Source organism: Pseudomonas putida S13.1.2 (assembly GCF_000498395.2).
Taxonomy (GTDB): domain Bacteria; phylum Pseudomonadota; class Gammaproteobacteria; order Pseudomonadales; family Pseudomonadaceae; genus Aquipseudomonas; species Aquipseudomonas putida_Q.
Genome location: NZ_CP010979.1, coordinates 3,154,496 through 3,177,459 on the forward strand (window position 1 = coordinate 3,154,496; position 22,964 = coordinate 3,177,459).

The window sequence follows — 22,964 nt, forward strand, 5'->3', positions numbered from 1 at the left end:
CGCGGGTAAACCCGCTCCCACAAGTACAGCGCCAATTTCAGGCCTGTGGGTATGCGTGTGGGAGCGGGTTTACCCGCGAAGAGGCCCGATAAGCCACCCGAGCTGTCGATGACCTCCTCTACCCCCTTGCCTCTCGTACTTGCCGGCCCGGTACTGCGCCGCCTGGAACCCCAGCGCCTGGCCATCTGGCTGGTCGCAACCCAACCGCTGCAACCCGCATTCATCTTTCCGGCAAGCGAGGCCACGGTGGATTGCCAGGTCGTCCCGGTCGGCCAGCACGCCTTTATCCACCTGCTGGATATCCACTTTGCCAATGCCCTGCCCCATAACCAGCAGCTCGACTACGACCTGCTCATCAATGGCCAGGGCATCGCCGGCTGGGCGCCGCACCTGCTCTACCCCGGCACCCAGCGCCCAAGCCTGGTGCTGCGCGACCGTCTTGACCACTTGCTGCACGGTTCCTGCCGCAAGCCGCATCACCCCGCTGCAGACGGCCTGCTGTGCGCCGACCGGCTGCTGCAGGCCTGCGCAAAACCAGAGGACCGCCCTGCGGTGCTGCTGATGAGCGGTGACCAGGTATACGCCGACGATGTCGCCGGCCCGATGCTGCGTGCTATCCATAGTCTGATCGAGCGCCTGGGCCTGTTCGACGAGCAGTTGGAGGGCGCAGTGGTGGCCGACAGCCAGGCGCTCTACCAGCACCCGGCGAGCTACTACCACCGCGCCGACCTGCTGCCGGCGCAGGAAATGAACGATACCCTGCGCGAGCGTTTTTTCGGCGGCAAGCGCAAGCCGATCTTTTCGTCCAGCAACGCCGACAACCACCTGGTGAGCTTCGCCGAAGTCATGGCCATGTACCTGCTGGTGTGGTCACCCGTGCCTTGGCAGTTGGTGGACATGGCGATGCCCAGCGGGCTGACCGACCAGCGCCAGGCCCGTTATCGACAAGAGCTGCCGCTTATCCAGGGGTTTGCCGGGAACCTTGGCCAGGTGGCGCGGGTGATGGCTCACCTGCCCTGCCTGATGATCTTCGACGACCACGACATCACCGACGACTGGAACCTCTCGGCACAGTGGGAAGAAACCGCCTACGGCCACCCCTTCTCGCGGCGGATCATTGGCAACGCACTGCTTGGCTACCTGCTGTGTCAGGCCTGGGGCAACGATCCGGACAGCTGCAAGCCACTGGTCAGGCAATGCCAGGCATTGTGCAGCGAGGGCCGCGATGAACTGATCGGCGAACTGCTGCGCTTTCAGGGCTGGCAATTCAGCTTGCCGACAAACCCACCCTTGCTGGTACTGGACACCCGTACCCGCCGCTGGCGCAGCGAAAGCAACCTGGCCAAGCCGTCCGGCCTGCTCGACTGGGAAGCGCTGAGCGAGTTGCAGCAGGCGCTGCTCGACCACCCGTCAGCGGTGATTGTCTCGCCTGCGCCGATTTTTGGCGTGAAGCTGATCGAGACCGTGCAGAAAGTGTTCAGCTGGCTGGGCTACCCGCTTTTGGTGGATGCCGAAAACTGGATGGCCCACCGGGGTGCGGCGCAGGTCATCCTCAACATCTTCCGCCACTCGCGCACGCCGGGGCACTACGTGGTGCTGTCCGGGGATGTGCACTACTCGTTCGTCTATGAAGTGCTGATCCGCCACCGCCAGCGCAGCCCGCATTTGTGGCAAGTGACCAGCAGCGGGATCAAGAATGAATTCCCCCGGCGCCTGCTGGATGTGCTCGACCGCCTCAACCGCTGGCTGTATGCGCCGCGCTCGCCCCTGAACTGGTTTACCAAACGCCGGGAGATGGAGGTGGTGCCGCGTACGCCCAGCCACAGCAAGGCCGGGGAGCGCTTGTGGAACGGTGCGGGGTTGGGGCAGGTGTTCTTTGATGAACAGGGGCGGCCGGCACGGGTGTATCAGCTGGATGCGGGTGGGGGTGAGGCTACCGAGTTTGTTGGCTGAGTCGAGTATTCAGCCTGTGCTGGCCTCTTCGCGGGTAAACCCGCTCCCACAGGTATCGTGGGCCTTTCAGACCTGTGCAGATCCCTGTGGGAGCGGGTTTACCCGCGAAAGGGCCGGCACAGGTTAAGAATCAGGTCCGCTCCAGCGCATTGACCAGGTCATGGAAGGCTTCGCGGTTGGAGTCGTTCAGGCCCATGAGAATCTTGTGCGCCTCCAATACCTTGGAGCGCACCACGTCTTCGTTCTGGTCCTGCGACGGCAGGTCGGTCAGGCACTCAGGGCACGGAATCGGGCGATCGACAATGTTGAACACCTGATCGAAGCCCATCGACTGCAACAACCGGGAAATGTCGGGGTTGGTGGTGACCACGGTCGGCAACAGGCCCACCTTCTGCCGCGACAGGATCGACAGCTTGGCCAGCAAGCCCAAGGTGGTGCTGTCGATACTCTCGGTTTCGGTCAGGTCGATGACAATCGCCGAGAAGTTCAACGCCGTGAAAATCTTCTCGATCGTCGCATCCAGCGCCGAACACAGGGTCAGGCGCACTTCACCGACGAATTTCAGTACGAAGGTACCGCTCTGCTCGGCGAACTGGATTCTACCAGTACTCATTGAAGGTTCCTGCTTAACACCAATAGGGCGATATCATCCGGCATCTCCCCAAGCGTAGCTAATCCGAATCGTTGACGCAGCCCATCCAGGCTGCCACCTGCTGCCCTGACGATCTCCGGCAAGGCGGCTTCTTTATCTTTGAGCGTATCACCCGGCAAAAGGTCCAGAATGCCATCGGACATCAGGCTGAGGCTGAACTGAGGCGGCAGCTCCACGACCAGGTCCTGATAGGTGGCCTCGTCGAACAGCCCCACTGGCAGGCCACGGCCTTCCAGGTAACGGGTGTGCCCAGGGGTATGCAGCACGGGCAGCGGCAAGTGGCCACCCACGGCGTAGGTCAACAGGCCAGACTCTTCGTCGATCACCCCGCCAACCATGGTGACGTGCTTGCCCAGCTTGCTGTTGATCAGGCCGCGGTTGATGTGACTGAGCACTTCGGACGGCTTGAACTCGCGCATCCTGCTGCGCTTTAGCTCAAACATGAGCCGCGTGGTCATGAATTTCAACAGCACGGTGACAAAGGCCGACGACGCGCCATGCCCGGAAACATCCGCGAGGTAGAAGGCAATGCGCCGCTCGTCCACACGGAAGTAATCGACAAAATCACCCGACAGGTACAGCGACGGGATGATCTGGTGCTCGAACGCGAACTCGCCAGCCACCCAGGGGTTTTCCGGCAGCATGTTCATCTGCACCTGACGACCGGCGGTCTGGTCTTCCTGCAGCAGGTGCAGGCTGGCCTCCAGCTCGCGGTTGGCCGCTTCGAGCTTGTCGCGGTAGCGCTGGTTTTCCAGCACCAGGCGTGACCGGTCGAGGGCACGGCGCACCGAATGCTCAAGTACGGCCAGATCTTCCAGCGGCTTGATCAGGTAGTCGGCGGCGCCCAGACGCAAGGCTTCCACCGCATCACTCATGACGCCGGCACCGGACACCACGATCACCGGCAACTGCGGCGCACGCTCGCTGACCTGACGGATCAGTTCGAGGCCGCCCATCTGCGGCATGCGCAAATCGCAGATCACAAGGTCGGGCTGGTGTTCTTCGAAGACCTGAAGCCCCTGCTGGCCATTACCGGCCTGGAGGACGCTGAAGCCACTGTCTTCAAGATAGGCGGCGAGGCTCGCACGGACCACGTCGTCGTCATCGATAATCAGCAGCGTTGCACTGGTTTTCTGCATGTGGGCGAACGGCGCCGATTTGGGTTGGTGCAGCGGTGTCGGCAAAGCAGACGGCCAGCTACGGGAATTCTTTGTGGTCACACTCTACTTGAGTTGTAGGACAAGAACACCTGCCCGGCAACTGTTCAAAGGTACCTTGTAAGGCGCAGACGGTACTCCCATCCGGCAGGCGTTTCAAGCATGCAAGGGTCGACCTCGCCGCTCTTTACAGGGCAAATCACCGGGAGTTATAAGAAAGTCGACCCGCGCACCCCGATGGGAAGGATGCAGCATGCCCAACACGCCCTCCAGCCACAGCGAAAAACGCGATTTCATCCGCATGCGCATCGACACCGCGGTCAACCTGCTGCATGAAGGCCAGGTGATCGCAGCCGTGTGCCTGGACTTGTCCAGCGGCGGCATGCAGGTGCAGGCACCGCAACGCTTCCAGGTGGGGGATCATATTGAGGTGCGGATCGAGTCCGACCACCCGGCGCTGAAAGGGCTGCATGCCAGCACCGAAGTGGTATGGATTGCCGACCAGCCGGGTGGCCAGCAGAAATTCGGGTTGCGCGTGCTGGCCATGCATTGAACAGGGGCCTATTGCGGCCCCTGTTCACAGATCAGAAGTCGTCTTCGACTTCGCCATCCTTGACCTTGAACTCGCGGTTCTGCAGGTAGGCGTTACGAATGAAAATGTACTTGTCACCCTGAATCAGCTTCTCGGCAGACAGCAAGTCGGCACGCGTGTCGATCACGTCCAGGGCGAAGATGGAATTGCGTGTCGGCACATGGTCGATGTAGCGATAGGGTTTGGTGTAGCTGTCCGGGTACTTGGCCACGCCGTCACGCACCGTGCTTGGCCCCAGCAGCGGGATGACCACGTACGGGCCGCTCGGCACACCCCAGTAGCCCAGGGTCTGGCCGAAGTCCTCGTCATTGCGCTGCAGGCCCATCGTGGTGCCCACGTCGAAGAAACCGCCCAGGCCAAAGGTGGTGTTGACGATCAGCCGCGCGGTATCCACGCCCGCCGCATGAGGCTTGAGCTGCAGCACGTTGTTGGCCAGGTTGGTCACGTCACCCAGGTTGCGGAAGATGTTGTGGATGCCATCTTCAAGGAACTGCGGAGTGACCGCCTGGTAGCCCTTGGCCAACGGCTTGAGGGCATAGGTGTCGAGGGTATCGTTGAAGCGGAAGATCGGCCGGTTGACCGCTTCCCAGGGATCCTCCTCGGTGGCTGCCTGGGTGGCTGCCACGGGCGCCAGCAGCATGCTGGCGCAGACACAGGCCTGGGTGACTCGTTCGATCACACTGGCACCGATCCTACGCATAGATGTCTCTCCATCGAATTTCTCGGCCGCAAGCGCAACGGGTCGCGCTGCTGGTAAGGCGGCAGTATAGAGGCTTGCGGGCTGATAAACAGCTTTACACATGTTTGCTCAATATTTTGTGAACAACTGTTGCATAAGGGCCGATGTCACAGGGCGGTAACAATCACCGAATAGCCTGCGGACTATTTGGGGGAAGTTGCCATGGATGCTGCACCCGCCTTCACTGCTGTGCTGTTCGGCTTGCGCGGCTGCCTGGTACAGGCCGCCACTGGTGGCGCCCCCTCGCCCGCCCCTGGCGCCCTGGCTACCCTCGCCAGCCTGCGCCAGCATCAGGTGCCGTGCATCTGGCTGGATGACCTCAGCGCCACCCAAAGCAAGCGCCTGGCCCACGTACTGCCCGGCTGGCTGCCGGGGCATTCGGTCAACGGCGTACGCTGGCCGGCGCCCAACGCCTGCTGGCAGGCATTGATGACCCTGGAAAGCGAACACCTGGACGGCTGCGTACTGGTCAGCGGCGACCCGCGCCTGCTGCAGTCCGGCCTTAACGCCGGTTTGTGGACGGTAGGCCTGGCCGCCTGCAGCCCGTTCTGCGATCGCAGCTCGCGGCAATGGCAAGCCATGACCTCGCAACAACAGGACGTGGCCCGCGGCAAGGCGACGCTGGAACTGTTCGGCATGGGGGTGCACTCGGTCATCGACCACCTGGACGCGCTGGAAACCTGCCTGCAGGACATCGCCCAGCGCCGGCGCAAAGGTGAAAAACCCTGATACAGCACCTTTGACGCGGATCATGCAAAGCGGCGGCAGGTGGATTACGCTGAAGACAGGCCAGAACCTTTGCCGCTTCGCTGAGGTCCATGGTTTGCCAAGCCCTTGATGGAGAACTACCAATGCCTGCCCGCGAATTGCAAGAGCGCCTGAACAGCTTGCGCGAGCAACTGGACCGCAACGTACCGCTCTCGGAAGACGAACTGGCCGCGTTGCACGAAGAAGCGCGCCAGATCGAGGCGCAACTGAAACTGGAGGAAGCCACGCCAGACAACAACCTGGTGGATGGCGTGAACCTGGCCATCGAACGCTTCGAGGCCGATCACCCCGACCTCACCGCCACCCTGCGCAGCATTGCCAACTCGCTGCACAGCATGGGGATCTGAATAGCAAGGGCCGTTTCTCGGCCCATTCGCGGGACAAGCCCGCTCCCACAGGCTATTCGCTGCACTTAAGGGCAGCGCGGCACCTGTGGGAGCGGGCTTGTCCCGCGAATGGGCCGAGAAACGGCCCCAGTCCTGTCAGAGCTACTGACGCACCAGACGCACATTCTTCGGGCTGATCGCCCCAGTGCTACGGTACGGGTTGATATCCAGCCCACCCCGGCGCACATACCGCGCATACACCGTCAGGTGCTCCGGCTGCAGCAGGTTCTTCAAGTCCAGGTAAATGCGCTCGACGCACTGCTCATGGAAGTCGGCATGCTGGCGGAAGCTGATCAGGTAGGTCAGCAGGCTGGCGTGGTCCAGCGCCCTGCCCTTGTACTCGACCACCACACTGCCCCAGTCCGGCTGGCCGGTCACCGGGCAGTTGGACTTCAGCAGGTGGCTGTGCAAGGTCTCTTGCACCACTTGCTCCGGGTTGCAACGCAGCAGCTCTGGCTGCGGCTGCTCGTAGTTGCTGATGGCAACGTCCAGCGCATCGATGCACAGCCCCGGCAAGGCCACCACGCCTTGGGCCTCGACTTCAGCCAAGGTACGTACCTTCACGCCCACCGGCTTGCCGGCCGCGGCAGACAGGTCTTTCTCCAGGCAGGCCTGCAATTCGCCCAGCGAGGCAAACACCGTCTGGTTCAGCGAGTTGAGGTACAGCTTGAACGACTTGGACTCAACGATGTTCGGCGAATCGGCCGGGATGGCGAACTCGCCGATCGCCACCACCGGTTTGCCCGACGGCAGCAGCCAGCTCAGCTCGAAGCAGTTCCAGTAATCAACGCCCTGCCAGGGCAAGGTCTGCGCGGTGACGCCCAGCTCGGCCCACTTGGCAGTACGCGGGATCGGGAACAGCTGCTCCGGGGAGTAGGTGGCGATGTATTCGCTGGACTTGCCCAGCGGCGAGTGTTCGGCAGCAGGATGCATGGAAACTGACCTAGAGGTTCGAAATTGCCCCTAGTCTACCGGTTTTGCCCCCTGCCTTGGAGGGCAAGTCACTCGATGGTCAACGCTCCGACCATACCGGCCTGGTAATGCCCCGGCACGTTGCAGGCAAACTCGACAGGCGCTGACTTGCGGAACGTCCAGGTCAGCTCGGCGCGCTGGCCGGGCATTACAAGCACGGTGTTGCCAGCACCATGGCCATGGCCGCCACCGTGGTCCATCGCCATCTGGCCGTGGTCCATACCCTCATGGTTCATGCCCGCAGTGAACATCTTGCCCTGCATGGCGACCATTTCCTTCTGGTGCTCGGCATGCATGGCCTTGTCACCCAGGTTGAACTCATGCGGCAACTTGCCTTCGTTGACCAGCACGAAGCGCACCGTCTCGCCGGCTTTTACCTGCAGGTTCTTGGGCTCGAAAGCAATGTCCTTGAGCACCACGTTGACCGTGCGGGTAGCCTTGGCCGCCGGGGCCGGCTCGCCAAAGGCGAAGGTTTGCGCCTCGCCGGCAAAGGTCGGCAGGCTGGCCAAGGCGAGGGTGGCGGCGATGAACAGGCGTTTCATGATGACTCCGGAAATATACAACACGATGAGGCCACCTTAGCCACGGGCGACTGGCAGCTACCTGACAGGGAGATTACAACTTTGTCAGCTTGGGCGTGCCTGCGCTTCGTCACGTATCATTTCAGGCACTAGACCGCCCGCTCCCACAGGGCAGGTACAAACTTTCAGATTATGGACAGTGCATGAAACTGCTGATCGTCGAAGACCAGGCCCGCACCGGCCAGTACCTGAGCCAGGGCTTGAGCGAGGCCGGCTTCGCCACCGAGCTGGCTACCGATGGCGAAACCGGTCAGTTCCTGGCCCTGACCGGCGACCACGACCTTTTGATCCTCGACGTGATGCTGCCCGGCCGTGACGGCTGGCAGATTCTGCAGGCTGTGCGCCAGGCCGGCCTGGATACGCCGGTACTGTTCCTCACCGCCCGTGACGCCGTCGAGGACCGCGTGCATGGCCTTGAGCTGGGCGCAGACGACTATCTGGTCAAGCCGTTCGCCTTTTCCGAACTGCTGGCCCGGGTGCGCAGCCTGCTGCGCCGTGGCACCAGCCCCAGCCAGGACACTACCCTGAGCCTGGCCGACCTGCGCCTGGACCTGATCCGCCGCCGCGCCGAGCGCGCCGGACAGCGCATTGACCTGACCGCCAAGGAATTTTCCCTGCTCGAACTGCTGCTGCGCCGCCAGGGCGAGGTATTGCCAAAATCACTGATCGCCTCGCAGGTGTGGGACATGAATTTCGACAGCGACACCAACGTCATCGAAGTGGCGATACGCCGCCTGCGCCTGAAAATCGACGACCCGCACCCCAACAAGCTGATCCACACCGTACGCGGCATGGGCTATGTACTGGAAGAGCGCACGGAATGATGCGCAGGGTTTCTCTCGGCAGCCGTCTGGCACTGTTATTCGCCGCCTGCACCGCCGCGGTTTCGCTGGGCGCCGGCGTGTTGTTCAGCCGGGCCAGCGAGCAGCACTTCGTCGAACTCGACCAGCAACTGCTGGACTCGCGCCTGTCAGTGTTCCGTACGCAACTGGCTGGCATCGCCACCCCAACCGAGCTGCAGGCACGCCTGCCCGCCCTGCGCGATGAGCTGAGCCACCAAGCCGACCTGGCCCTGCGCATCAGCGGCAGCGACGGCACCACCTGGTTCGAAAGCCGCACCGGGCTACCGCAAGCACCGCTGCCCGCCGGGCTGGCCACCCTGCATGCACAAGGCACCGATTACCGCAGCCTGGCTGTGCACCTGGCGCAGGGCGCCGTGCAGTCGCCACAACTGGCCCTGTACCTCGACATCACCCATCACCAGCACTTCCTGCAGGGCATGCAACGCCTGATCTGGCTGACTGTCGGCCTTTCCGCGCTGGCCACCGCGCTGCTCGGCGCCTGGGCGGTACGCCGCGGCCTGCGCCCGTTGCGGCAGATGGGCCAGGTGGCCGCCAGCGTGTCGGCACGCTCGCTCACCACGCGCCTGCCGGTGGCGCAAATGCCCGAGGAGCTGGCCGAGCTGGCCACCAGCATGAACGCCATGCTGCAGCGCCTGGACGATGCCTTCCAGCGCCTGTCGGCATTTTCTGCCGACATCGCCCATGAGCTGCGCACGCCGCTGTCCAACCTGCTGACCCATACCCAGGTTACCCTCACCCGCCCGCGCAGCCTCGAGGAGTACCGCGAAGCGTTGCATGGCAACCTGGAAGAACTGCAGTGGATGGCGCAGATGATCAACGACATGTTGTTTCTGGCCAAGGCCGACCACGGCCTGCTGGTACCAGGGCAAGCGCTTTTGGCGTTGCACGACGAGGTGGATGCGCTGCTGGAGTACTACGCGCCGCTGGCCGAAGACAGCGATGTGCAGATGCTGCGCGAGGGTGAAGCCGTGCTGCACGGTGACCGGCATATGCTGCGCCGGGCGCTGTCCAACCTGCTGGATAACGCCATGCGCTTTACCCCGGCGGGTGGGCAGATAAGGGTGACGCTGGCGCAAGGGCCGAGAATCAGCGTGGCCAATACCGGGCCGGCTATCGAGCCTGCTGCTTTGCCGCGGTTGTTCGACCGTTTCTACCGTGTGGACCCGGCACGGCGCGAAGGCAGTAGCGAGCATGCTGGGTTGGGCTTGGCGATTACCCGGTCGATCGTGCAGGCCCATGGCGGGTGCATTCGGGCGGAATGTGAAGGTGGGTGGACACGGTTCGTGATCGAGTTCAGCCAGGATCGGTGAAATTGGGGCTGCTTCACAGCCCATCGCCGGCAAGCCAGCTCCCACAGGACTGCATCAAGCCGAAAGCGTGCGCGGTACCTGTGGGAGCCGGGGCTGCAGTGCTGCCCATTGCCTGCAAGCTGCCCCCCACAGGTACGCATCAAGCCCAGAGCCTGCGCGGTACCTGTGGGAGCCGGGGCTGCTGTGCTGCCCATTGCCTGCAAGCTGCCCCCCACAGGTACGCATCAAGCCCAGAGCCTGCGCGTTACCTATGGGAGCCGGGGCTGCTGTGCTGCCCATTGCCTGCAAGCTGCCCCCCACAGGTACGCATCAAGCCCAGAGCCTGCGCGTTACCTGTGGGAGCTGGCTTGCCGGCGATGAGGCCCTCGAACCTACCTCAAACCGCCAGACCAATCGCCGGCTGTACCTGCGACGCCCGGTAGGCCGGGTAAATGGTTGCCAGGAAGCTCATCACCAAACCGGCCGTACAGATCATCACCACATCACCCCACTGCAATTGCGATGGCAAGCTGCTGACGAAGTACACGTCCGACGTAAAGATGTGCTGCCCGCTCACCCGCTCCAGCCAACCCACGATCTGGCTGACATTGAACGCTGCAATCACGCCCAACACGCCGCCGATCAGCGTCCCGACCACACCAATCAGGCTGCCCTGGACCATGAACGTGCCCATGATCTGCGCTGGCGTGGCGCCCAAGGTACGCAGAATGGCAATGTCCGGCCCCTTGTCGTTCACCACCATCACCAAGGTGGCAATGATATTGAAGGCCGCCACGGCGATGATCATCATCAGCAGCAGGCCGATCATGGTCTTTTCCATCTTCATGGCGCTGAACAGGCTGCCCTGGGTGTGCGACCAGTCATCGGCGCGGTAGGCGTCACCCAGCCCGGCTGCAATCGCCTTGGACACCTGCGGCGCGGCATACAGGTCATGCAGTTTCAGGCGCACGCCCTGCACCTGGCCCGGTGCCCAGCGTTGCATCTCGCCGGCATCGGCGACGTGGATGTAGGCTTGCGATCCATCCAGCTCGGCACCGACCTTGAAGATACCGACCACCGTCAGGCGCTGCATGCGCGGGGTGATACCACCCGGCTCCTTGCTGATTTCCGGCACGATCAGGGTCAGTTTGTCGCCGGTGTTCAGGCGGAAGCGCCGCGCGGTCAATTCACCGATGACCACACCAAACTCACCCGGCTGCAGGTCCTGCAGGCGGCCCTGGACAATATGCTGGCCAACGATCGAGACCTTGCCCTCCTCGGCCGGGTCGATACCACCCACCTGGATCGGCTGCATCGCACCCTTGTACGACAGCATGCCCTCCATTTCGGTAATCGGCGCTGCAGCCACCACCGCCGGGTTCTGCATGGCTGTGTCGGCCACTTTGCGCCAGTCGTCCAGGGGCTGCACGCCGAGGATGGCGGCATGCGGTACCAGGCCGAGGATGCGCGAGCTCATTTCGCGCTGGAAGCCGTTCATCACCGACAGCACCACGATCATCGCCAGCACGCCCAGCGACAGGCCGATCATCGAGGTCATCGAAATGAACGAGATGAAGTGGTTGCGGCGCTTGGCTCGGGTGTAGCGCGCGCCGATGAAGATGGGCAAGGGTCTGAACATGTACGAAATCACCCAATGAAAACAGGAAAACGGGGCGGCACCTGCCACCCCGAGCAGTCGATCAGATCGCCACCAGGTGGCCGTCGTCGAGCTTCAATACACGGTCCATCTGCCGCGCCAGGTTGAGGTCGTGGGTGACCACCAGGAACGCCGTGCGCGACGAGCTGGACAGCTCCTGCATAAGCTCCTGGATGCCCTGGGCGGTATGGTGGTCGAGGTTGCCGGTAGGTTCGTCGAGCATCACCAGGCCAGGGCGGTTGACCAGTGCCCGGGCAATCGCCACCCGCTGGCGCTCACCGCCAGACAGCTCGGCCGGCTTGTGGGTCAGGCGGTGGCCCAGGCCCACGCGCTTGAGCAGTGCCTCGGCACGCTCCCGCGCCTCAGGAATGGGCGTGCGGCCGATCAGCAGGGGCATGCACACGTTCTCGATGGCGGTGAATTCCGGCAACAGGTGGTGGAACTGATAGACAAAGCCCAGCTCACGGTTGCGCAGCAGGCCACGGGCACGTTCGCCCAGGGCCGACAGCTCTTCGCCAGCCAGCCAGACACTGCCTTGGGTCGGCCGATCAAGGCCGCCCAGCAGGTTGAGCAAGGTACTCTTGCCTGAACCGGAGCTACCGACAATGGCCACCCGCTCACCGGCATGCAGCTCAAGGTTGAGCCCGGACAGCACCTTTACCGATTCCGGGCCCTCGTCGTAGGACTTGCCCAGGTTGCGGCAACTCAGAACGGCTTTATCACTCATGCGCGACTCACTCATAACGTAGCGCCTCTGCAGGCTGGGTGCGGGCCGCACGCCAGGCCGGGTACAGGGTGGCGAAGAAACTCAGGACCAGCGCCGCACCGCAGACCATGTACACATCCTGGGACTGGATCTGCGACGGCAGGTAATCGATGAAGTACACATCGGCATTGAGGAACTTGTGCCCGATCAGCTTCTCGATGCCTGCGATGGCCGCGCTCACGTTCAGCGCGGCAACGATCCCGACCACGGCGCCGATCAGGGTACCGATCACCCCGATCACCGTGCCCTGGACCATGAAGATGAGCATGATCTGCCCGGGCGTGGCGCCCAGCGTGCGCAAGATGGCAATGTCGCCGCGCTTGTCGTTGACCACCATCACCAGGGTGGAAATGATGTTGAACGCCGCCACCGCCACGATCAGCAGCAACAGCAGGCCGATCATGGCCTTTTCCATGCGGATTGCCTGGTACAGGTTGCCGTGGGTGCGGGTCCAGTCACGGCTGTAGTACTCCTGGTCGCCCAACTGCTGGGCGATGCTCCAGGCCACGCGTGGCGCCTGGAACAGGTCGTCGAACTTCAGGCGCAGGCCCTGCACCTGGTCGGGCTTCCAGCGGTGCAGGCGGGAAAGGTCGCTGATATTGGTCAGCCCCAGATAACCGTCGATCTCGCCCGCGCCCACGTGGAAGGTGCCAACCACGGTGAAGCGCTTCATGCGCGGGAACATGCCGGCCGGCGTCACGCTGACCTCGGGGGCGACGAAGGTGAGTTTGTCGCCGATGGCCACACCCAGCTTGGCCGCGGCCTTGTCGCCGATCATGATGCCCCACTCACCCGGCGCCAGCTGGTCGAGGCGGCCTTGCAGGACAAAGTTGTCGATGATCGACACCTCGCGCTCGCGGGCCGGGTCGATGCCGTTGAGCAGCACCTTCTGCACCTTGCCGTCATGGGTCAGCAGGCCCTGCATCTGGGTGAACGGCGCAACCGCCACCACCTGCGGATTCTGCTTTACTTGTTGGGCAAGAGCAGGCCAGTCGGCAATGGGCTGGCCGCTCTCCAGCGTGGCATGGGGGATCATGCCCAGCACGCGGGTGCGCATCTCGTGGTCGAAACCGTTCATCACCGACAGCACCACGATCATCACCACCACGCCCAGGGCGAGGCCGATCATCGAGGTCAGGGAAATGAACGAGACGAAGTGATTACGGCGTTTGGCACGGGTATAACGCGTGCCTATGAATGCGAAAAGAGGTCTGAACATGTCGGGGCTTGTTCGGATGAAAGGGAACGTCCTTGTGGCGAGGCGCCTACGGCGGCTTTACACTCGGACCACCGCCGCTACCTTGGGTTCGCCATGACGACATTAGACGAAGAAGATCGCCGCGAATACTACCGCATCGAAGATCGGATCGCACTTCAAATCAGCCCCCTCAGCGCGGCCGAAGCCCTTGAGCCAGATGTATTGCAAGATGATTCCCCGCTGTTCAACCTGCTCAGCGAGCTGCACTTGTCCGACTTCGAGTCGCAGCACCTGCTGCGTCAGTTGAGCGACAAGGACCGCACCCTCGCGGCCTTCCTGCGGGCACAGAACAAACGCCTCGACCTGCTTAGCGCAGTCGTCGCCCAGACCCTGCTTGGCGAAGTAGGCCAGCCGCTGCCGGTCGTGCTCTCCGAAGGCGGTATCGAATTTGCCCAGACCACCCAGATTGCCCCAGGCACCCGGGTGAAAGTGAAGATGGTGCTGATGCCGCGCGCCCACGGCTTGCTGCTGCGCGGCAAGGTCACCCATTGCGACCCATGCCCCCAAGGCGGCTTCGAGGTCGGCACCGAATTCATCGACATGACCGACGCCCAGCGCCAACTGCTGGCTCGCTACATCCTGCAGCGCCAGCAACAACAACGGCGCCAGCAGCTGGAACAGAACGATCCCGCCTCATGACCCTGTTTTTCTCTGATTTGAAGGAACGAACGTGACCCTGATCTACGGCCATCGCGGCGCCAAGGGCGAAGCACCCGAGAACACATTGCACAGCTTCCGCCAGTGCCTGTCCCACGGCGTCACCCGCTGCGAACTGGACCTGCACCTGTCGGCCGACAACGAGCTGATGGTGATCCACGACCCAACCCTCAAGCGCACCACCGGCCGACGCGGCAAGGTGGTCGACCACCCTGCCGCCGACCTGATGAAGATCGATGCGCGCAACGGCGGCCCAGGCCACGTGCAGCCCTGCCCTATTCCGAAACTGGAAGAGCTGTTCGAGAAATGCCCGTTCGAGCATTGGCAGCTGGAGGTAAAAAGCGCTTCGCGCACCCGCGCGGCCACTACCGTGCTGGCGATTCGCGAACTGGCCCAGCAGCATGGGCTGCTGGACAAGGTCACCATCACCTCCAGCTCACGCGAAGTGCTGGGCGCCGCCCTGGAACTGGTGCCGGACGTGAAGCGCGGGCTGGTCGCCGAGTACGCCTGGCTCGACCCGTTGAAGGTGGCGCAGAACTACGGCTGCGATCTGCTGGCATTGAACTGGACACTGTGCACCCCCGAGCGCCTGCTGAAAGCGCAGGCCCAGGGTTTGCACGTATCGGTGTGGACGGTCAACGAGCCGGCACTGATGCGCCGGCTCGCTGACTTTGGCGTGGACAGCCTGATTACAGACTTTCCCGGTTTGGCCAAGACCACCCTCGGGTAGGGTTGAAATCGGTCTCTCCGACCGGCTCAGGCCACCGGTCGGAGCCGCTCAAAAAAGCCGGTTCAGGCCATCGTAGGCAGCTACCCGGTAGGCTTCGGCCATGGTCGGGTAGTTGAACGTGGTGTTGACAAAGTACTTCAGGTTGTTCTGCTCACCCGGCTGGTTCATGATCGCCTGGCCGATGTGGACGATCTCCGAAGCCTGGTAGCCAAAGCAGTGCACACCGAGGATTTCCAGGGTTTCACGGTGGAACAGGATCTTCAGCATGCCCTGTGGCTCGCCGGCGATCTGCGCACGCGCCATGCTCTTGAAGAAGGCCTTGCCCACTTCGTACGGCACCTTGGCCTGGGTCAGTTCCTGCTCGTTCTTGCCGATCGAGCTGATTTCCGGAATGGTGTAGATACCGGTCGGTACGTCATTGACGAAGCGCCAGCTGCCATTGTCGACGATGCTGCCCGCCGCAGAGCGCCCCTGGTCGTGCGCGGCACTGGCCAGGCTCGGCCAGCCGATCACGTCACCGGCGCCGTAGATGTTCGGCACGGTAGTGCGGTAGGCCTCGTCGACCTCGATCTGGCCACGGCTGTTGACCTTGATGCCGATGTTCTCCAGGCCCAGCTTGTCGGTGTTGCCGGTACGGCCGTTGCACCACAGCAAGGCGTCGGCCTTGATCTTCTTGCCCGACTTGAGGTGCAGGATCACCCCGTTGTCCAGGCCTTCGACACGCTCATACTCTTCGTTGTGGCGCACGGTGATGTTGTTGTTGCTGAAGTGGTAGCTCAGCGCCTGGGAAATTTCCGAATCCAGGAAGCTCAACAGCTGGCCACGGTTGTCCACCAGCTCTACCAGCACGCCCAGGCCGCTGAAGATCGAGGCGTATTCGCAACCGATCACGCCGGCGCCGTACACGATCAGCTTGCGCGGGGTGTGGCTGAGGCTGAGGATGGTGTCGCTGTCGTAGACGCGCGGGTGGTGGAAGTCGATGTCGGCCGGGCGGTACGGGCGCGAGCCGGTGGCGATGATGATGTGCTTGGCGTTGAGCTTTTCCACCACACCGTTCGGGCACACCACTTCAACGGTTTGCTCATCGGCGAAGCTGCCGGTGCCGAAGAACACATCGACACGGTTGCGGGCGTAGTAGCCGGTGCGCGATGCAACTTGCTTGGAAATCACCTTCTCGGCGCTTTTCAGCACGTCCGGGAACGAGAACCAGCGCGGCTCACCGATCGCCCGGAACATCGGGTTGGTGTTGAACTGCATGATCTGCCGCACCGAGTGACGCAGTGCCTTGGACGGGATGGTACCCAGGTGCGTGCAGTTGCCACCGACTTGGCGACGGTCATCGACCATCGCTACCTTGCGCCCTGCTTTGGCGGCGTTCATTGCCGCGCCTTCACCGGCCGGGCCAGAACCCAGCACCACTACGTCGTAGTTGTAGACAGCCATGCGTACTCCTTCAGAACTGCCCGCAAGCCACGGTCGCTCGCGGGGCGCGATCATGCCGCCGGGGCGTCATGAGAAAATTCGGGTGCAGTCTAATCAAGCGTGAACGCCGCGCACATTAACCCTTGGTCGCGTCGTAGGCCAATTTTGCCCGCACTACATATGGTTCACCCATTCCCTGGCGGCAATCATCCCTGCCTGCGCTTTCAGTCGCCTTTCACTGCCCGTTCGAATGCGGGCGTAGCTCGAGAGACGAAGCCACCCTCGGCCCGAGTCACCAATACTGCGGCCAGCCCGTGCGCCACGGCAAAATCCCAGCCACGTTCAGGGCCAAGGATCAGCAGCAGTGTCGAATAGCCGTCGGCCTGCAGCGCCGAGGCGTCCAGCACGGTGACTGCGGCCAGGTCGTGCTGCACGGGGCGTCCGACGCGGGCATCGAAGGTGTGCGAATAGCGCCGGCCATTCTCCTCGAAATAGTGCCGATAGTCACCCGAGGTTGAGACGGAAAGGCCATTGACCGCAATGATCTGCCGGGCGATCTGGCGGTCTTCGCGGGGCAACTCCAGGGCAATGCGCCAGGGGCTGCCATCGGGCTTGCGGCCAACCGCCTTGAGCTCGCCAGTGGCCTCGGCGACAAAACTGGCTATACCCATGGCGCGCAGGCGCGCGGCAATCAAGTCGACGGCATGACCGGCGGCGATGCTGTTGAAGTCGAGCTGCACCGGGGCGTCCTTGCACAGGGCCTGGCCTTGCACATGCAAGTGCCGGTAGCCCACGCGCTGACGAACCTGAGCCAGGGCTTGCGGGTCGGGCACCTGCTCGTGGCGGGCCTGGGGGCCGAAGCCCCACAGGTCAAGCAAGGGTTCAACGGTGAGGTCAAAGGCGCCATCACTCTGCTCGGCCAGTTGCTGGCCAAGGGCAACCAGTTCAAGCATGTCGGGCGGCAGGGCCAGGCACTGGTTGGCGGGCAACTGGTTGAAACGGCTGACGGTGGAATCGCCCCGGTAGGTCGAATAGTGCCGGTCGATGTCGCCAAGGATGGTTTCGACCGCCGCCTGTACCTGGGCCGGCGCCGGGCCACCGGGCTCGCGGACGTATTGGATGCTGTAGCTGCTGCCCATGGTCGGGCCGCCCAGGCGCTCCAGGGTGGGGCCCTGGTTGCAGGCGGTGAGCAGCAGGAGGATGAACAGTAAGGCTGTGCGCAAGGTTGGGGCTCTCGGTTGCCTGCACTGGCCTCATCGCCGGCAAGCCAGCTCCCACAAGTACTGAGCTGAGTCTGACGACTGTGCAGTACCTGTCGGAGCTGGCTTGCCGGCGATGAGGCCAGTACAGACACAGTAGATGCCCGATCAGTTCATCAGGCAAAAAAAACGGGAACCCGAAGGTTCCCGTTTTTTCATTGCCTTACAAGCGAATCAGCGTGGAAACGCTGGCGGGTTCACACCGGCCATGTCTTCCATCACGCGAACCACCTGGCAGCTGTAACCGAATTCGTTGTCGTACCAGACGTACAGGACAACGCGGTTGTCGTTGGCGATGGTGGCTTCAGCGTCAACCACACCGGCGTGGCGCGAGCCAACGAAGTCGGTCGACACCACTTCCTGCGAGCTGACGTAGTCGATCTGCTTGTGCAGTTCCGAGTGCATGGCCGTCTGGCGCAGGTACTCGTTGATTTCGTCGCGGTTGGTGGCCTTTTCCAGGTTCAGGTTCAGGATGGCCATCGAAACGTTCGGCGTCGGTACGCGAATGGCGTTGCCGGTCAGCTTGCCCTTCAGCACTGGCAGCGCCTTGGCAGCTGCAGTGGCGGCGCCGGTTTCGGTGATGACCATGTTCAGCGGCGCGGCACGACCACGGCGGCTGCCCTTGTGGAAGTTGTCGATCAGGTTCTGGTCGTTGGTGAACGAGTGAACGGTTTCGACGTGGCCGTTGACGATGCCGTACTTGTCGTTGACAGCCTTGAGCACCGGCACGATGGCGTTGGTGGTGCAAGAGGCCGCCGAGATGATCTTGTCATCGGCAGTGATGTCACCGTGGTTGATGCCGTGCACGATGTTCTTCAGCGCGCCCTTGCCAGGTGCGGTGAGGATCACGCGGGCAGCGCCCGGGCAGGCCAGGTGCTGGCCCAGGCCGTCGGCATCACGCCATACGCCGGTGTTGTCGACGATCAGCGCGTTGTCGATGCCGTACTGGGTGTAGTCGACTTCGCTCGGGCTCTTGGCGTAGATAACCTGGATCAGGTTGCCGTTGGCGGTGATGGTGTTGTTGGCTTCGTCGATGGTGATGGTGCCATCGAACGGGCCGTGCACCGAGTCACGGCGCAGCAGGCTGGCACGCTTGACCAGGTCATTCTCGGCGCCTTTGCGCACGACAATGGCACGCAGGCGCAGGCCGTCGCCACCACCGGTCTTCTCGATCAGGATGCGCGCCAGCAGGCGGCCGATGCGGCCGAAGCCGTACAGGACAACGTCGGTGCCTTTGCGCGCCGAAGCGTTCTGCTGGCCAACCACGTCGGCCAGCTCTTCACGGACGAACTGCTCGGCAGTACGGCCATTGCCTTCCTGCTTGAACTTGTTGGCCAGCTTGCCCAGGTCGACCGAAGCGGCGCCCAGTTTCAGCTCGCTCATGGCCTTGAGCAGGGGGAATGTCTCGTGGACGGACAGTTCGGTTTCGTCGGCTTGACGATGACGCGCAAAGCGGTGCGCCTTGAGGATCGAGATAACCGAACGGTTGATCAGGCTACGGCCATAAATCGAGCTCACCACGTTGTTGTTGCGGTAGAGCTGACCGATAAGCGGGATCATCGCTTCAGCCAGAGCTTCACGATCAATCCACTCACCAAGACACTGGTCGGGCTTCTGAGTCACGGGAACCTTCCACATGTAGGGACAGAAAAAAGGGGCTACATTATGACGCCCCGACGCGGAACCGGCAATGAGCGCCTGTCGTAGTCACGCAAGCCAGCGTTCACGCCCTTTCGAGCCTGACAGCCGGCACGGTCACCGGTACAATCGGTGTCTTTGCCGCAACGCTTGGAGTGCAATCTCCCGTGTCAGTTCTGCGCCTACCGCACATGTCGGCCACGGCCGGCAAACAAACCTGGGGTAACCTGCCCGGTGCCGCCCTCAGCCTTGCCATTGCCGAGGCTGCCAGCAACGCTGGCCGCTTCACCCTGCTGCTGACAGCCGACAGCCAGGCCGCCGACCGTCTGGAGCAGGAGCTGCGCTTCTTCGCCCCGGACCTGCCAGTGCTGCCGTTCCCCGACTGGGAAACCCTGCCCTACGACCTGTTCTCGCCACACCAGGACATCATTTCCCAGCGCATCGCCAGCCTGTACCGCCTGCCGGAGCTGAGCCACGGCATCCTCGTGGTGCCGGTCACCACCGCCCTGCACCGCCTGGCGCCCACGCGCTTCCTGCTGGGCAGCAGCCTGGTGCTGGACGTGGGCCAGACCATAGACGTGGAACAGATGCGCACGCGCCTTGAGGCCAGTGGCTATCGTTGCGTCGACACCGTCTACGAGCATGGCGAGTTCGCCGTGCGCGGCGCACTGATCGACCTGTACCCGATGGGCAGCAAGCTGCCCTACCGCATCGACCTGTTCGATGACGAGATCGAGACCCTGCGCACCTTCGACCCCGAGACCCAGCGCTCGATCGACAAGGTGGATTCGGTGCGCCTGCTGCCGGCACGCGAATTTCCGATGCAAAAAGAGGAAGTGACCCGCTTCAAGGCACGCTTCCGTGAACGTTTCGACGTCGACTTCCGCCGCAGCGCGATCTTCCAGGACCTGGCCAGCGGCATCATCCCTGCCGGCATCGAGTACTACCTGCCGTTGTTCTTCGAAGAAACCTCCACCCTGTTCGACTACCTGCCAGCCGACACCCAGGTGTTTTCGCTGCCCGGCGTGGAACAGGCCGCCGAACACTTCTGGAACGACGTGCGCGGGCGGTATGAAGACCGCCGCGGTGACCTCAGCCGGCCACTGCTGCCGCCTGCCGAGCTGTTCATGCCGGTGGAAGACTGCTTCGCCCGGCTCAAGCAATGGCCGCGGGTGGTGGTCAGCAGCGAAGACATCGAGCCGGGCGCAGGCCGCGAGCGCTTCCCGGCGCGCGCCCTGCCCAACCTGGCCATCGAGGCCAAGGCCAACCAGCCACTGGCCGAACTGGCCAACTTCCTCGACCAGTTCCCCGGCCGCGTGCTGTTCACCGCCGAATCGGCGGGCCGCCGCGAAGTGCTGCTGGAGCTGCTCGAACGGCTGAAACTGCGCCCGCACACCGTCGACGGCTGGGCCGACTTCATCACCGGTAGCGAGCGCCTGGCAATCACCATTGCCCCGCTGGATGACGGCTTGCTGCTGGACGACCCAGGCCTGGCCCTGGTCGCGGAAAGCCCGCTGTTCGGCCAGCGCGTGATGCAGCGCCGCCGCCGCGACAAGCGTGGCGAAACCGCCAACGACGCGGTCATCAAGAACCTCACCGAGCTGCGCGAAGGCGCACCGGTGGTGCACATCGACCATGGTGTGGGCCGCTACCTGGGCCTGGCCACGCTGGAAATCGACGGCCAGGCTGCCGAATTCCTCACCCTGGAATACGCCGAGAACGCCAAGCTGTATGTGCCGGTGGCCAACCTGCACCTGATCGCCCGCTACACCGGCAGCGACGATGCCCTGGCACCGCTGCACCGGCTGGGCTCGGAAGCCTGGCAGAAGGCCAAGCGCAAGGCCGCCGAACAGGTGCGCGACGTGGCCGCCGAACTGCTCGACATCTATGCCCGCCGTGCCGCGCGCAAGGGTTATGCGTTTGCCGACCCGTCCGCCGACTACGCCACCTTCAGCGCCGGCTTCCCGTTCGAAGAAACCCCTGACCAGCAAACGGCCATCGAAGCGGTGCGCGCCGACATGCTCGCGCCCAAACCGATGGACCGCCTGGTGTGCGGCGACGTCGGCTTCGGCAAGACCGAAGTGGCCATGCGCGCGGCGTTCATCGCCGTACACAGTGGCCGCCAGGTCGCCGTGCTGGTGCCCACTACCCTGCTGGCCCAGCAACACTACAACAGCTTCCGCGACCGCTTTGCCGACTGGCCGGTGACCGTGGAAGTAATGAGCCGTTTCAAGTCGGCCAAGGAAGTGGCCGCGGCCGCGGCCGACCTGGCCGAAGGCAAGATCGACATCCTCATCGGCACCCACAAGCTGCTGCAGGACGATGTGCGCTTCAAGGACCTTGGCCTGGCCATCATCGACGAAGAGCACCGCTTTGGCGTGCGCCAGAAGGAGCAGCTGAAGGCCCTGCGCAGCGAGGTCGACATCCTCACCCTGACCGCCACGCCGATCCCTCGCACGCTGAACATGGCAGTGGCCGGTATGCGCGACCTGTCGATCATCGCCACGCCACCTGCGCGCCGCCTGTCGGTGCGCACCTTCGTCATGGAGCAGAACAAGAGCACGGTCAAGGAGGCACTGCTGCGCGAACTGCTGCGCGGTGGCCAGGTGTACTACCTGCACAACGATGTGAAAACCATCGAAAAATGCGCCGCCGACCTTGCCGAACTGGTGCCCGAGGCACGTATCGGCATCGGCCACGGGCAAATGCGCGAGCGCGAGCTGGAACAGGTGATGAGCGATTTCTACCACAAGCGCTTCAACGTGCTGGTGGCATCGACCATCATCGAAACCGGCATCGACGTGCCCAGCGCCAACACCATCGTCATCGAGCGCGCCGACAAATTTGGCCTGGCGCAGCTGCACCAGCTGCGTGGCCGGGTCGGCCGTAGCCACCACCAGGCCTACGCCTACCTGCTCACCCCAACCCGGCAAAAGGTCAGCGCCGACGCTGAAAAACGCCTGGAGGCCATCGCCAACACCCAGGACCTGGGCGCCGGTTTCGTGCTGGCCACCAACGACCTGGAAATCCGCGGTGCGGGCGAGCTGCTGGGCGAAGGCCAAAGCGGGCAGATACAGGCGGTGGGCTTCACCCTGTACATGGAAATGCTCGAGCGCGCGGTCAAGGCGATCCGCAAGGGTACCCAGCCAAATCTGGAGCAGCCGCTGGGCGGCGGGCCGGAGATCAACCTGCGCCTGCCGGCGCTGATCCCAGAGGACTACCTGCCCGACGTGCATGCGCGGCTGATCCTGTATAAGCGCATTGCCTCGGCCGCTGACGAAGAAGGCCTCAAGGACCTGCAGGTGGAAATGATCGACCGCTTCGGCCTGCTGCCAGAGCCGACCAAGAACCTGATGCGCCTGACCTCGCTCAAGCTGCACGCGGAAAAGCTCGGCATCAAGAAAGTCGATGCCGGCCCCAATGGCGGCAAGCTCGAGTTCGAAGCCGAAACCCCGGTCGACCCGCTGACCCTGATCAAGCTGATCCAGGGCCAACCCAAACGCTACAAGTTCGAAGGCGCTACCCAGTTCCGCTTCCTGGTCCCGATGGAACGCCCCGACGAACGTTTCAATACCCTGGAGGCGCTGTTCGAGCGCCTGACCCCACAGCCTGCCTAAGGAAGATC

Annotated in this window: 20 protein-coding genes; 9 read left to right on the top strand and 11 right to left on the bottom strand. The window is 63.2% G+C overall.

Features of this window, described 5'->3' with window-relative positions; all coding sequences use genetic code 11:
- Window positions 1–108 precede the first annotated feature (108 nt).
- Complete coding sequence (locus N805_RS13955) at window positions 109–1,953, top strand: alkaline phosphatase D family protein (RefSeq protein ID WP_028614037.1); 1,845 nt, start codon at window positions 109–111, stop codon at window positions 1,951–1,953.
- Window positions 1,954–2,083: 130 nt separating this feature from the next.
- Here N805_RS13955 and rssC read toward each other — a convergent pair whose 3' ends face one another.
- Both rssC and rssB read right to left on the bottom strand, forming a co-directional pair.
- A complete protein-coding gene (rssC, locus tag N805_RS13960) occupies window positions 2,084–2,566 on the bottom strand; it encodes an anti-sigma factor antagonist RssC (protein WP_013971741.1) in 483 nt (160 codons plus the stop codon).
- Complete coding sequence (rssB, locus tag N805_RS13965; protein WP_026034437.1) at window positions 2,563–3,744, bottom strand: two-component system response regulator RssB; 1,182 nt, start codon at window positions 3,742–3,744, stop codon at window positions 2,563–2,565. The genes rssC and rssB overlap by 4 nt, the downstream gene beginning before the upstream one ends.
- A 271-nt stretch (window positions 3,745–4,015) precedes the next feature.
- Between rssB and N805_RS13970 the strand changes: the two genes are divergently transcribed.
- Window positions 4,016–4,315 carry a PilZ domain-containing protein gene (locus N805_RS13970; RefSeq protein ID WP_019471259.1) on the top strand — a complete coding sequence of 100 codons (300 nt, stop codon included), beginning with the start codon at window positions 4,016–4,018 and terminating at the stop codon, window positions 4,313–4,315.
- A 31-nt stretch (window positions 4,316–4,346) separates the two neighbouring features.
- On the opposite strand, the gene N805_RS13975 is transcribed toward N805_RS13970, so the two are convergent.
- The gene (locus tag N805_RS13975) at window positions 4,347–5,054 is read right to left on the bottom strand and encodes a VacJ family lipoprotein (RefSeq protein ID WP_019471258.1); all 708 of its coding nucleotides are present in this window, start codon (window positions 5,052–5,054) and stop codon (window positions 4,347–4,349) included.
- A 201-nt stretch (window positions 5,055–5,255) separates the two neighbouring features.
- Here N805_RS13975 and N805_RS13980 point away from each other — a divergent pair, with 201 nt between their 5' ends.
- Both N805_RS13980 and N805_RS13985 read left to right on the top strand, forming a co-directional pair.
- Window positions 5,256–5,822, top strand: a complete 567-nt coding sequence (locus tag N805_RS13980; protein ID WP_019471257.1) for a hypothetical protein — start codon at window positions 5,256–5,258, stop codon at window positions 5,820–5,822.
- Between the two features lie 122 nt (window positions 5,823–5,944).
- Window positions 5,945–6,208: a DUF4404 family protein gene (locus N805_RS13985; protein ID WP_019471256.1), complete on the top strand. Its 264-nt coding sequence runs from the start codon at window positions 5,945–5,947 to the stop codon at window positions 6,206–6,208.
- 141 nt (window positions 6,209–6,349) lie between these two features.
- Here N805_RS13985 and queF read toward each other — a convergent pair whose 3' ends face one another.
- Window positions 6,350–7,180, bottom strand: a complete 831-nt coding sequence (gene queF / locus N805_RS13990; protein WP_019473899.1) for an NADPH-dependent 7-cyano-7-deazaguanine reductase QueF — start codon at window positions 7,178–7,180, stop codon at window positions 6,350–6,352.
- 68 nt (window positions 7,181–7,248) lie between these two features.
- Entirely contained in the window at window positions 7,249–7,761 is a 513-nt protein-coding gene (locus tag N805_RS13995; protein ID WP_019473898.1) for a cupredoxin domain-containing protein, read from the bottom strand.
- Window positions 7,762–7,943: 182 nt separating this feature from the next.
- Between N805_RS13995 and cinR the strand changes: the two genes are divergently transcribed.
- Both cinR and N805_RS14005 read left to right on the top strand, forming a co-directional pair.
- A complete protein-coding gene (cinR, locus tag N805_RS14000; RefSeq protein ID WP_014753919.1) occupies window positions 7,944–8,624 on the top strand; it encodes a two-component system response regulator CinR in 681 nt (226 codons plus the stop codon).
- A complete protein-coding gene (locus tag N805_RS14005) occupies window positions 8,621–9,973 on the top strand; it encodes a heavy metal sensor histidine kinase (protein ID WP_019474033.1) in 1,353 nt (450 codons plus the stop codon). The genes cinR and N805_RS14005 overlap by 4 nt, the downstream gene beginning before the upstream one ends.
- 376 nt (window positions 9,974–10,349) lie before the next feature.
- Here the strand turns inward: N805_RS14005 and N805_RS14010 are convergent, their stop codons facing one another.
- From N805_RS14010 to N805_RS14020, 3 genes are all read right to left on the bottom strand, one after another.
- Window positions 10,350–11,591 (bottom strand): lipoprotein-releasing ABC transporter permease subunit, encoded by a 1,242-nt coding sequence (locus N805_RS14010; RefSeq protein ID WP_026034532.1) that lies wholly within the window; start codon window positions 11,589–11,591, stop codon window positions 10,350–10,352.
- A 61-nt stretch (window positions 11,592–11,652) separates the two neighbouring features.
- Window positions 11,653–12,336: a lipoprotein-releasing ABC transporter ATP-binding protein LolD gene (gene lolD / locus N805_RS14015; RefSeq protein WP_177313761.1), complete on the bottom strand. Its 684-nt coding sequence runs from the start codon at window positions 12,334–12,336 to the stop codon at window positions 11,653–11,655.
- 7 nt (window positions 12,337–12,343) lie between these two features.
- On the bottom strand, window positions 12,344–13,594 hold the full coding sequence (locus N805_RS14020) for a lipoprotein-releasing ABC transporter permease subunit (RefSeq protein ID WP_019472113.1): 1,251 nt from the start codon (window positions 13,592–13,594) through the stop codon (window positions 12,344–12,346).
- A gap of 93 nt (window positions 13,595–13,687) precedes the next feature.
- On the opposite strand from N805_RS14020, the gene N805_RS14025 reads away from it, so the two are divergent.
- Window positions 13,688–14,272, top strand: a complete 585-nt coding sequence (locus N805_RS14025; protein ID WP_019472114.1) for a PilZ domain-containing protein — start codon at window positions 13,688–13,690, stop codon at window positions 14,270–14,272.
- Between the two features lie 31 nt (window positions 14,273–14,303).
- Complete coding sequence (locus N805_RS14030) at window positions 14,304–15,020, top strand: glycerophosphodiester phosphodiesterase (protein WP_019472115.1); 717 nt, start codon at window positions 14,304–14,306, stop codon at window positions 15,018–15,020.
- A gap of 48 nt (window positions 15,021–15,068) precedes the next feature.
- On the opposite strand, the gene sthA is transcribed toward N805_RS14030, so the two are convergent.
- The 3 genes from sthA to N805_RS14045 all read right to left on the bottom strand — a co-directional run bounded on the left by sthA (window position 15,069) and on the right by N805_RS14045 (window position 19,339).
- Window positions 15,069–16,463, bottom strand: a complete 1,395-nt coding sequence (gene sthA / locus N805_RS14035) for a Si-specific NAD(P)(+) transhydrogenase (protein WP_019472116.1) — start codon at window positions 16,461–16,463, stop codon at window positions 15,069–15,071.
- 203 nt (window positions 16,464–16,666) lie between these two features.
- Window positions 16,667–17,665: an FAD:protein FMN transferase gene (locus N805_RS14040; protein ID WP_026034533.1), complete on the bottom strand. Its 999-nt coding sequence runs from the start codon at window positions 17,663–17,665 to the stop codon at window positions 16,667–16,669.
- A gap of 210 nt (window positions 17,666–17,875) precedes the next feature.
- The gene (locus N805_RS14045) at window positions 17,876–19,339 is read right to left on the bottom strand and encodes a glyceraldehyde-3-phosphate dehydrogenase (RefSeq protein ID WP_019472117.1); all 1,464 of its coding nucleotides are present in this window, start codon (window positions 19,337–19,339) and stop codon (window positions 17,876–17,878) included.
- Between the two features lie 167 nt (window positions 19,340–19,506).
- On the opposite strand from N805_RS14045, the gene mfd reads away from it, so the two are divergent.
- Entirely contained in the window at window positions 19,507–22,956 is a 3,450-nt protein-coding gene (gene mfd, locus N805_RS14050; protein ID WP_026034534.1) for a transcription-repair coupling factor, read from the top strand.
- The last annotated feature ends 8 nt before the right edge of the window (window positions 22,957–22,964 follow it).

What these genes read in the sequence shown, in the direction of transcription:
- N805_RS13955 (WP_028614037.1), top strand. Translation starts at nt 109, where the DNA reads ATGACCTCCTCTACCCCCTTGCCTCTCGTACTTGCCGGCCCGGTACTG.
- rssC (WP_013971741.1), bottom strand. Translation starts at nt 2,566, where the DNA reads ATGAGTACTGGTAGAATCCAGTTCGCCGAGCAGAGCGGTACCTTCGTA.
- rssB (WP_026034437.1), bottom strand. Translation starts at nt 3,744, where the DNA reads ATGCAGAAAACCAGTGCAACGCTGCTGATTATCGATGACGACGACGTG.
- N805_RS13970 (WP_019471259.1), top strand. Translation starts at nt 4,016, where the DNA reads ATGCCCAACACGCCCTCCAGCCACAGCGAAAAACGCGATTTCATCCGC.
- N805_RS13975 (WP_019471258.1), bottom strand. Translation starts at nt 5,054, where the DNA reads ATGCGTAGGATCGGTGCCAGTGTGATCGAACGAGTCACCCAGGCCTGT.
- N805_RS13980 (WP_019471257.1), top strand. Translation starts at nt 5,256, where the DNA reads ATGGATGCTGCACCCGCCTTCACTGCTGTGCTGTTCGGCTTGCGCGGC.
- N805_RS13985 (WP_019471256.1), top strand. Translation starts at nt 5,945, where the DNA reads ATGCCTGCCCGCGAATTGCAAGAGCGCCTGAACAGCTTGCGCGAGCAA.
- queF (WP_019473899.1), bottom strand. Translation starts at nt 7,180, where the DNA reads ATGCATCCTGCTGCCGAACACTCGCCGCTGGGCAAGTCCAGCGAATAC.
- N805_RS13995 (WP_019473898.1), bottom strand. Translation starts at nt 7,761, where the DNA reads ATGAAACGCCTGTTCATCGCCGCCACCCTCGCCTTGGCCAGCCTGCCG.
- cinR (WP_014753919.1), top strand. Translation starts at nt 7,944, where the DNA reads ATGAAACTGCTGATCGTCGAAGACCAGGCCCGCACCGGCCAGTACCTG.
- N805_RS14005 (WP_019474033.1), top strand. Translation starts at nt 8,621, where the DNA reads ATGATGCGCAGGGTTTCTCTCGGCAGCCGTCTGGCACTGTTATTCGCC.
- N805_RS14010 (WP_026034532.1), bottom strand. Translation starts at nt 11,591, where the DNA reads ATGTTCAGACCCTTGCCCATCTTCATCGGCGCGCGCTACACCCGAGCC.
- lolD (WP_177313761.1), bottom strand. Translation starts at nt 12,336, where the DNA reads ATGAGTGATAAAGCCGTTCTGAGTTGCCGCAACCTGGGCAAGTCCTAC.
- N805_RS14020 (WP_019472113.1), bottom strand. Translation starts at nt 13,594, where the DNA reads ATGTTCAGACCTCTTTTCGCATTCATAGGCACGCGTTATACCCGTGCC.
- N805_RS14025 (WP_019472114.1), top strand. Translation starts at nt 13,688, where the DNA reads ATGACGACATTAGACGAAGAAGATCGCCGCGAATACTACCGCATCGAA.
- sthA (WP_019472116.1), bottom strand. Translation starts at nt 16,463, where the DNA reads ATGGCTGTCTACAACTACGACGTAGTGGTGCTGGGTTCTGGCCCGGCC.
- N805_RS14045 (WP_019472117.1), bottom strand. Translation starts at nt 19,339, where the DNA reads ATGTGGAAGGTTCCCGTGACTCAGAAGCCCGACCAGTGTCTTGGTGAG.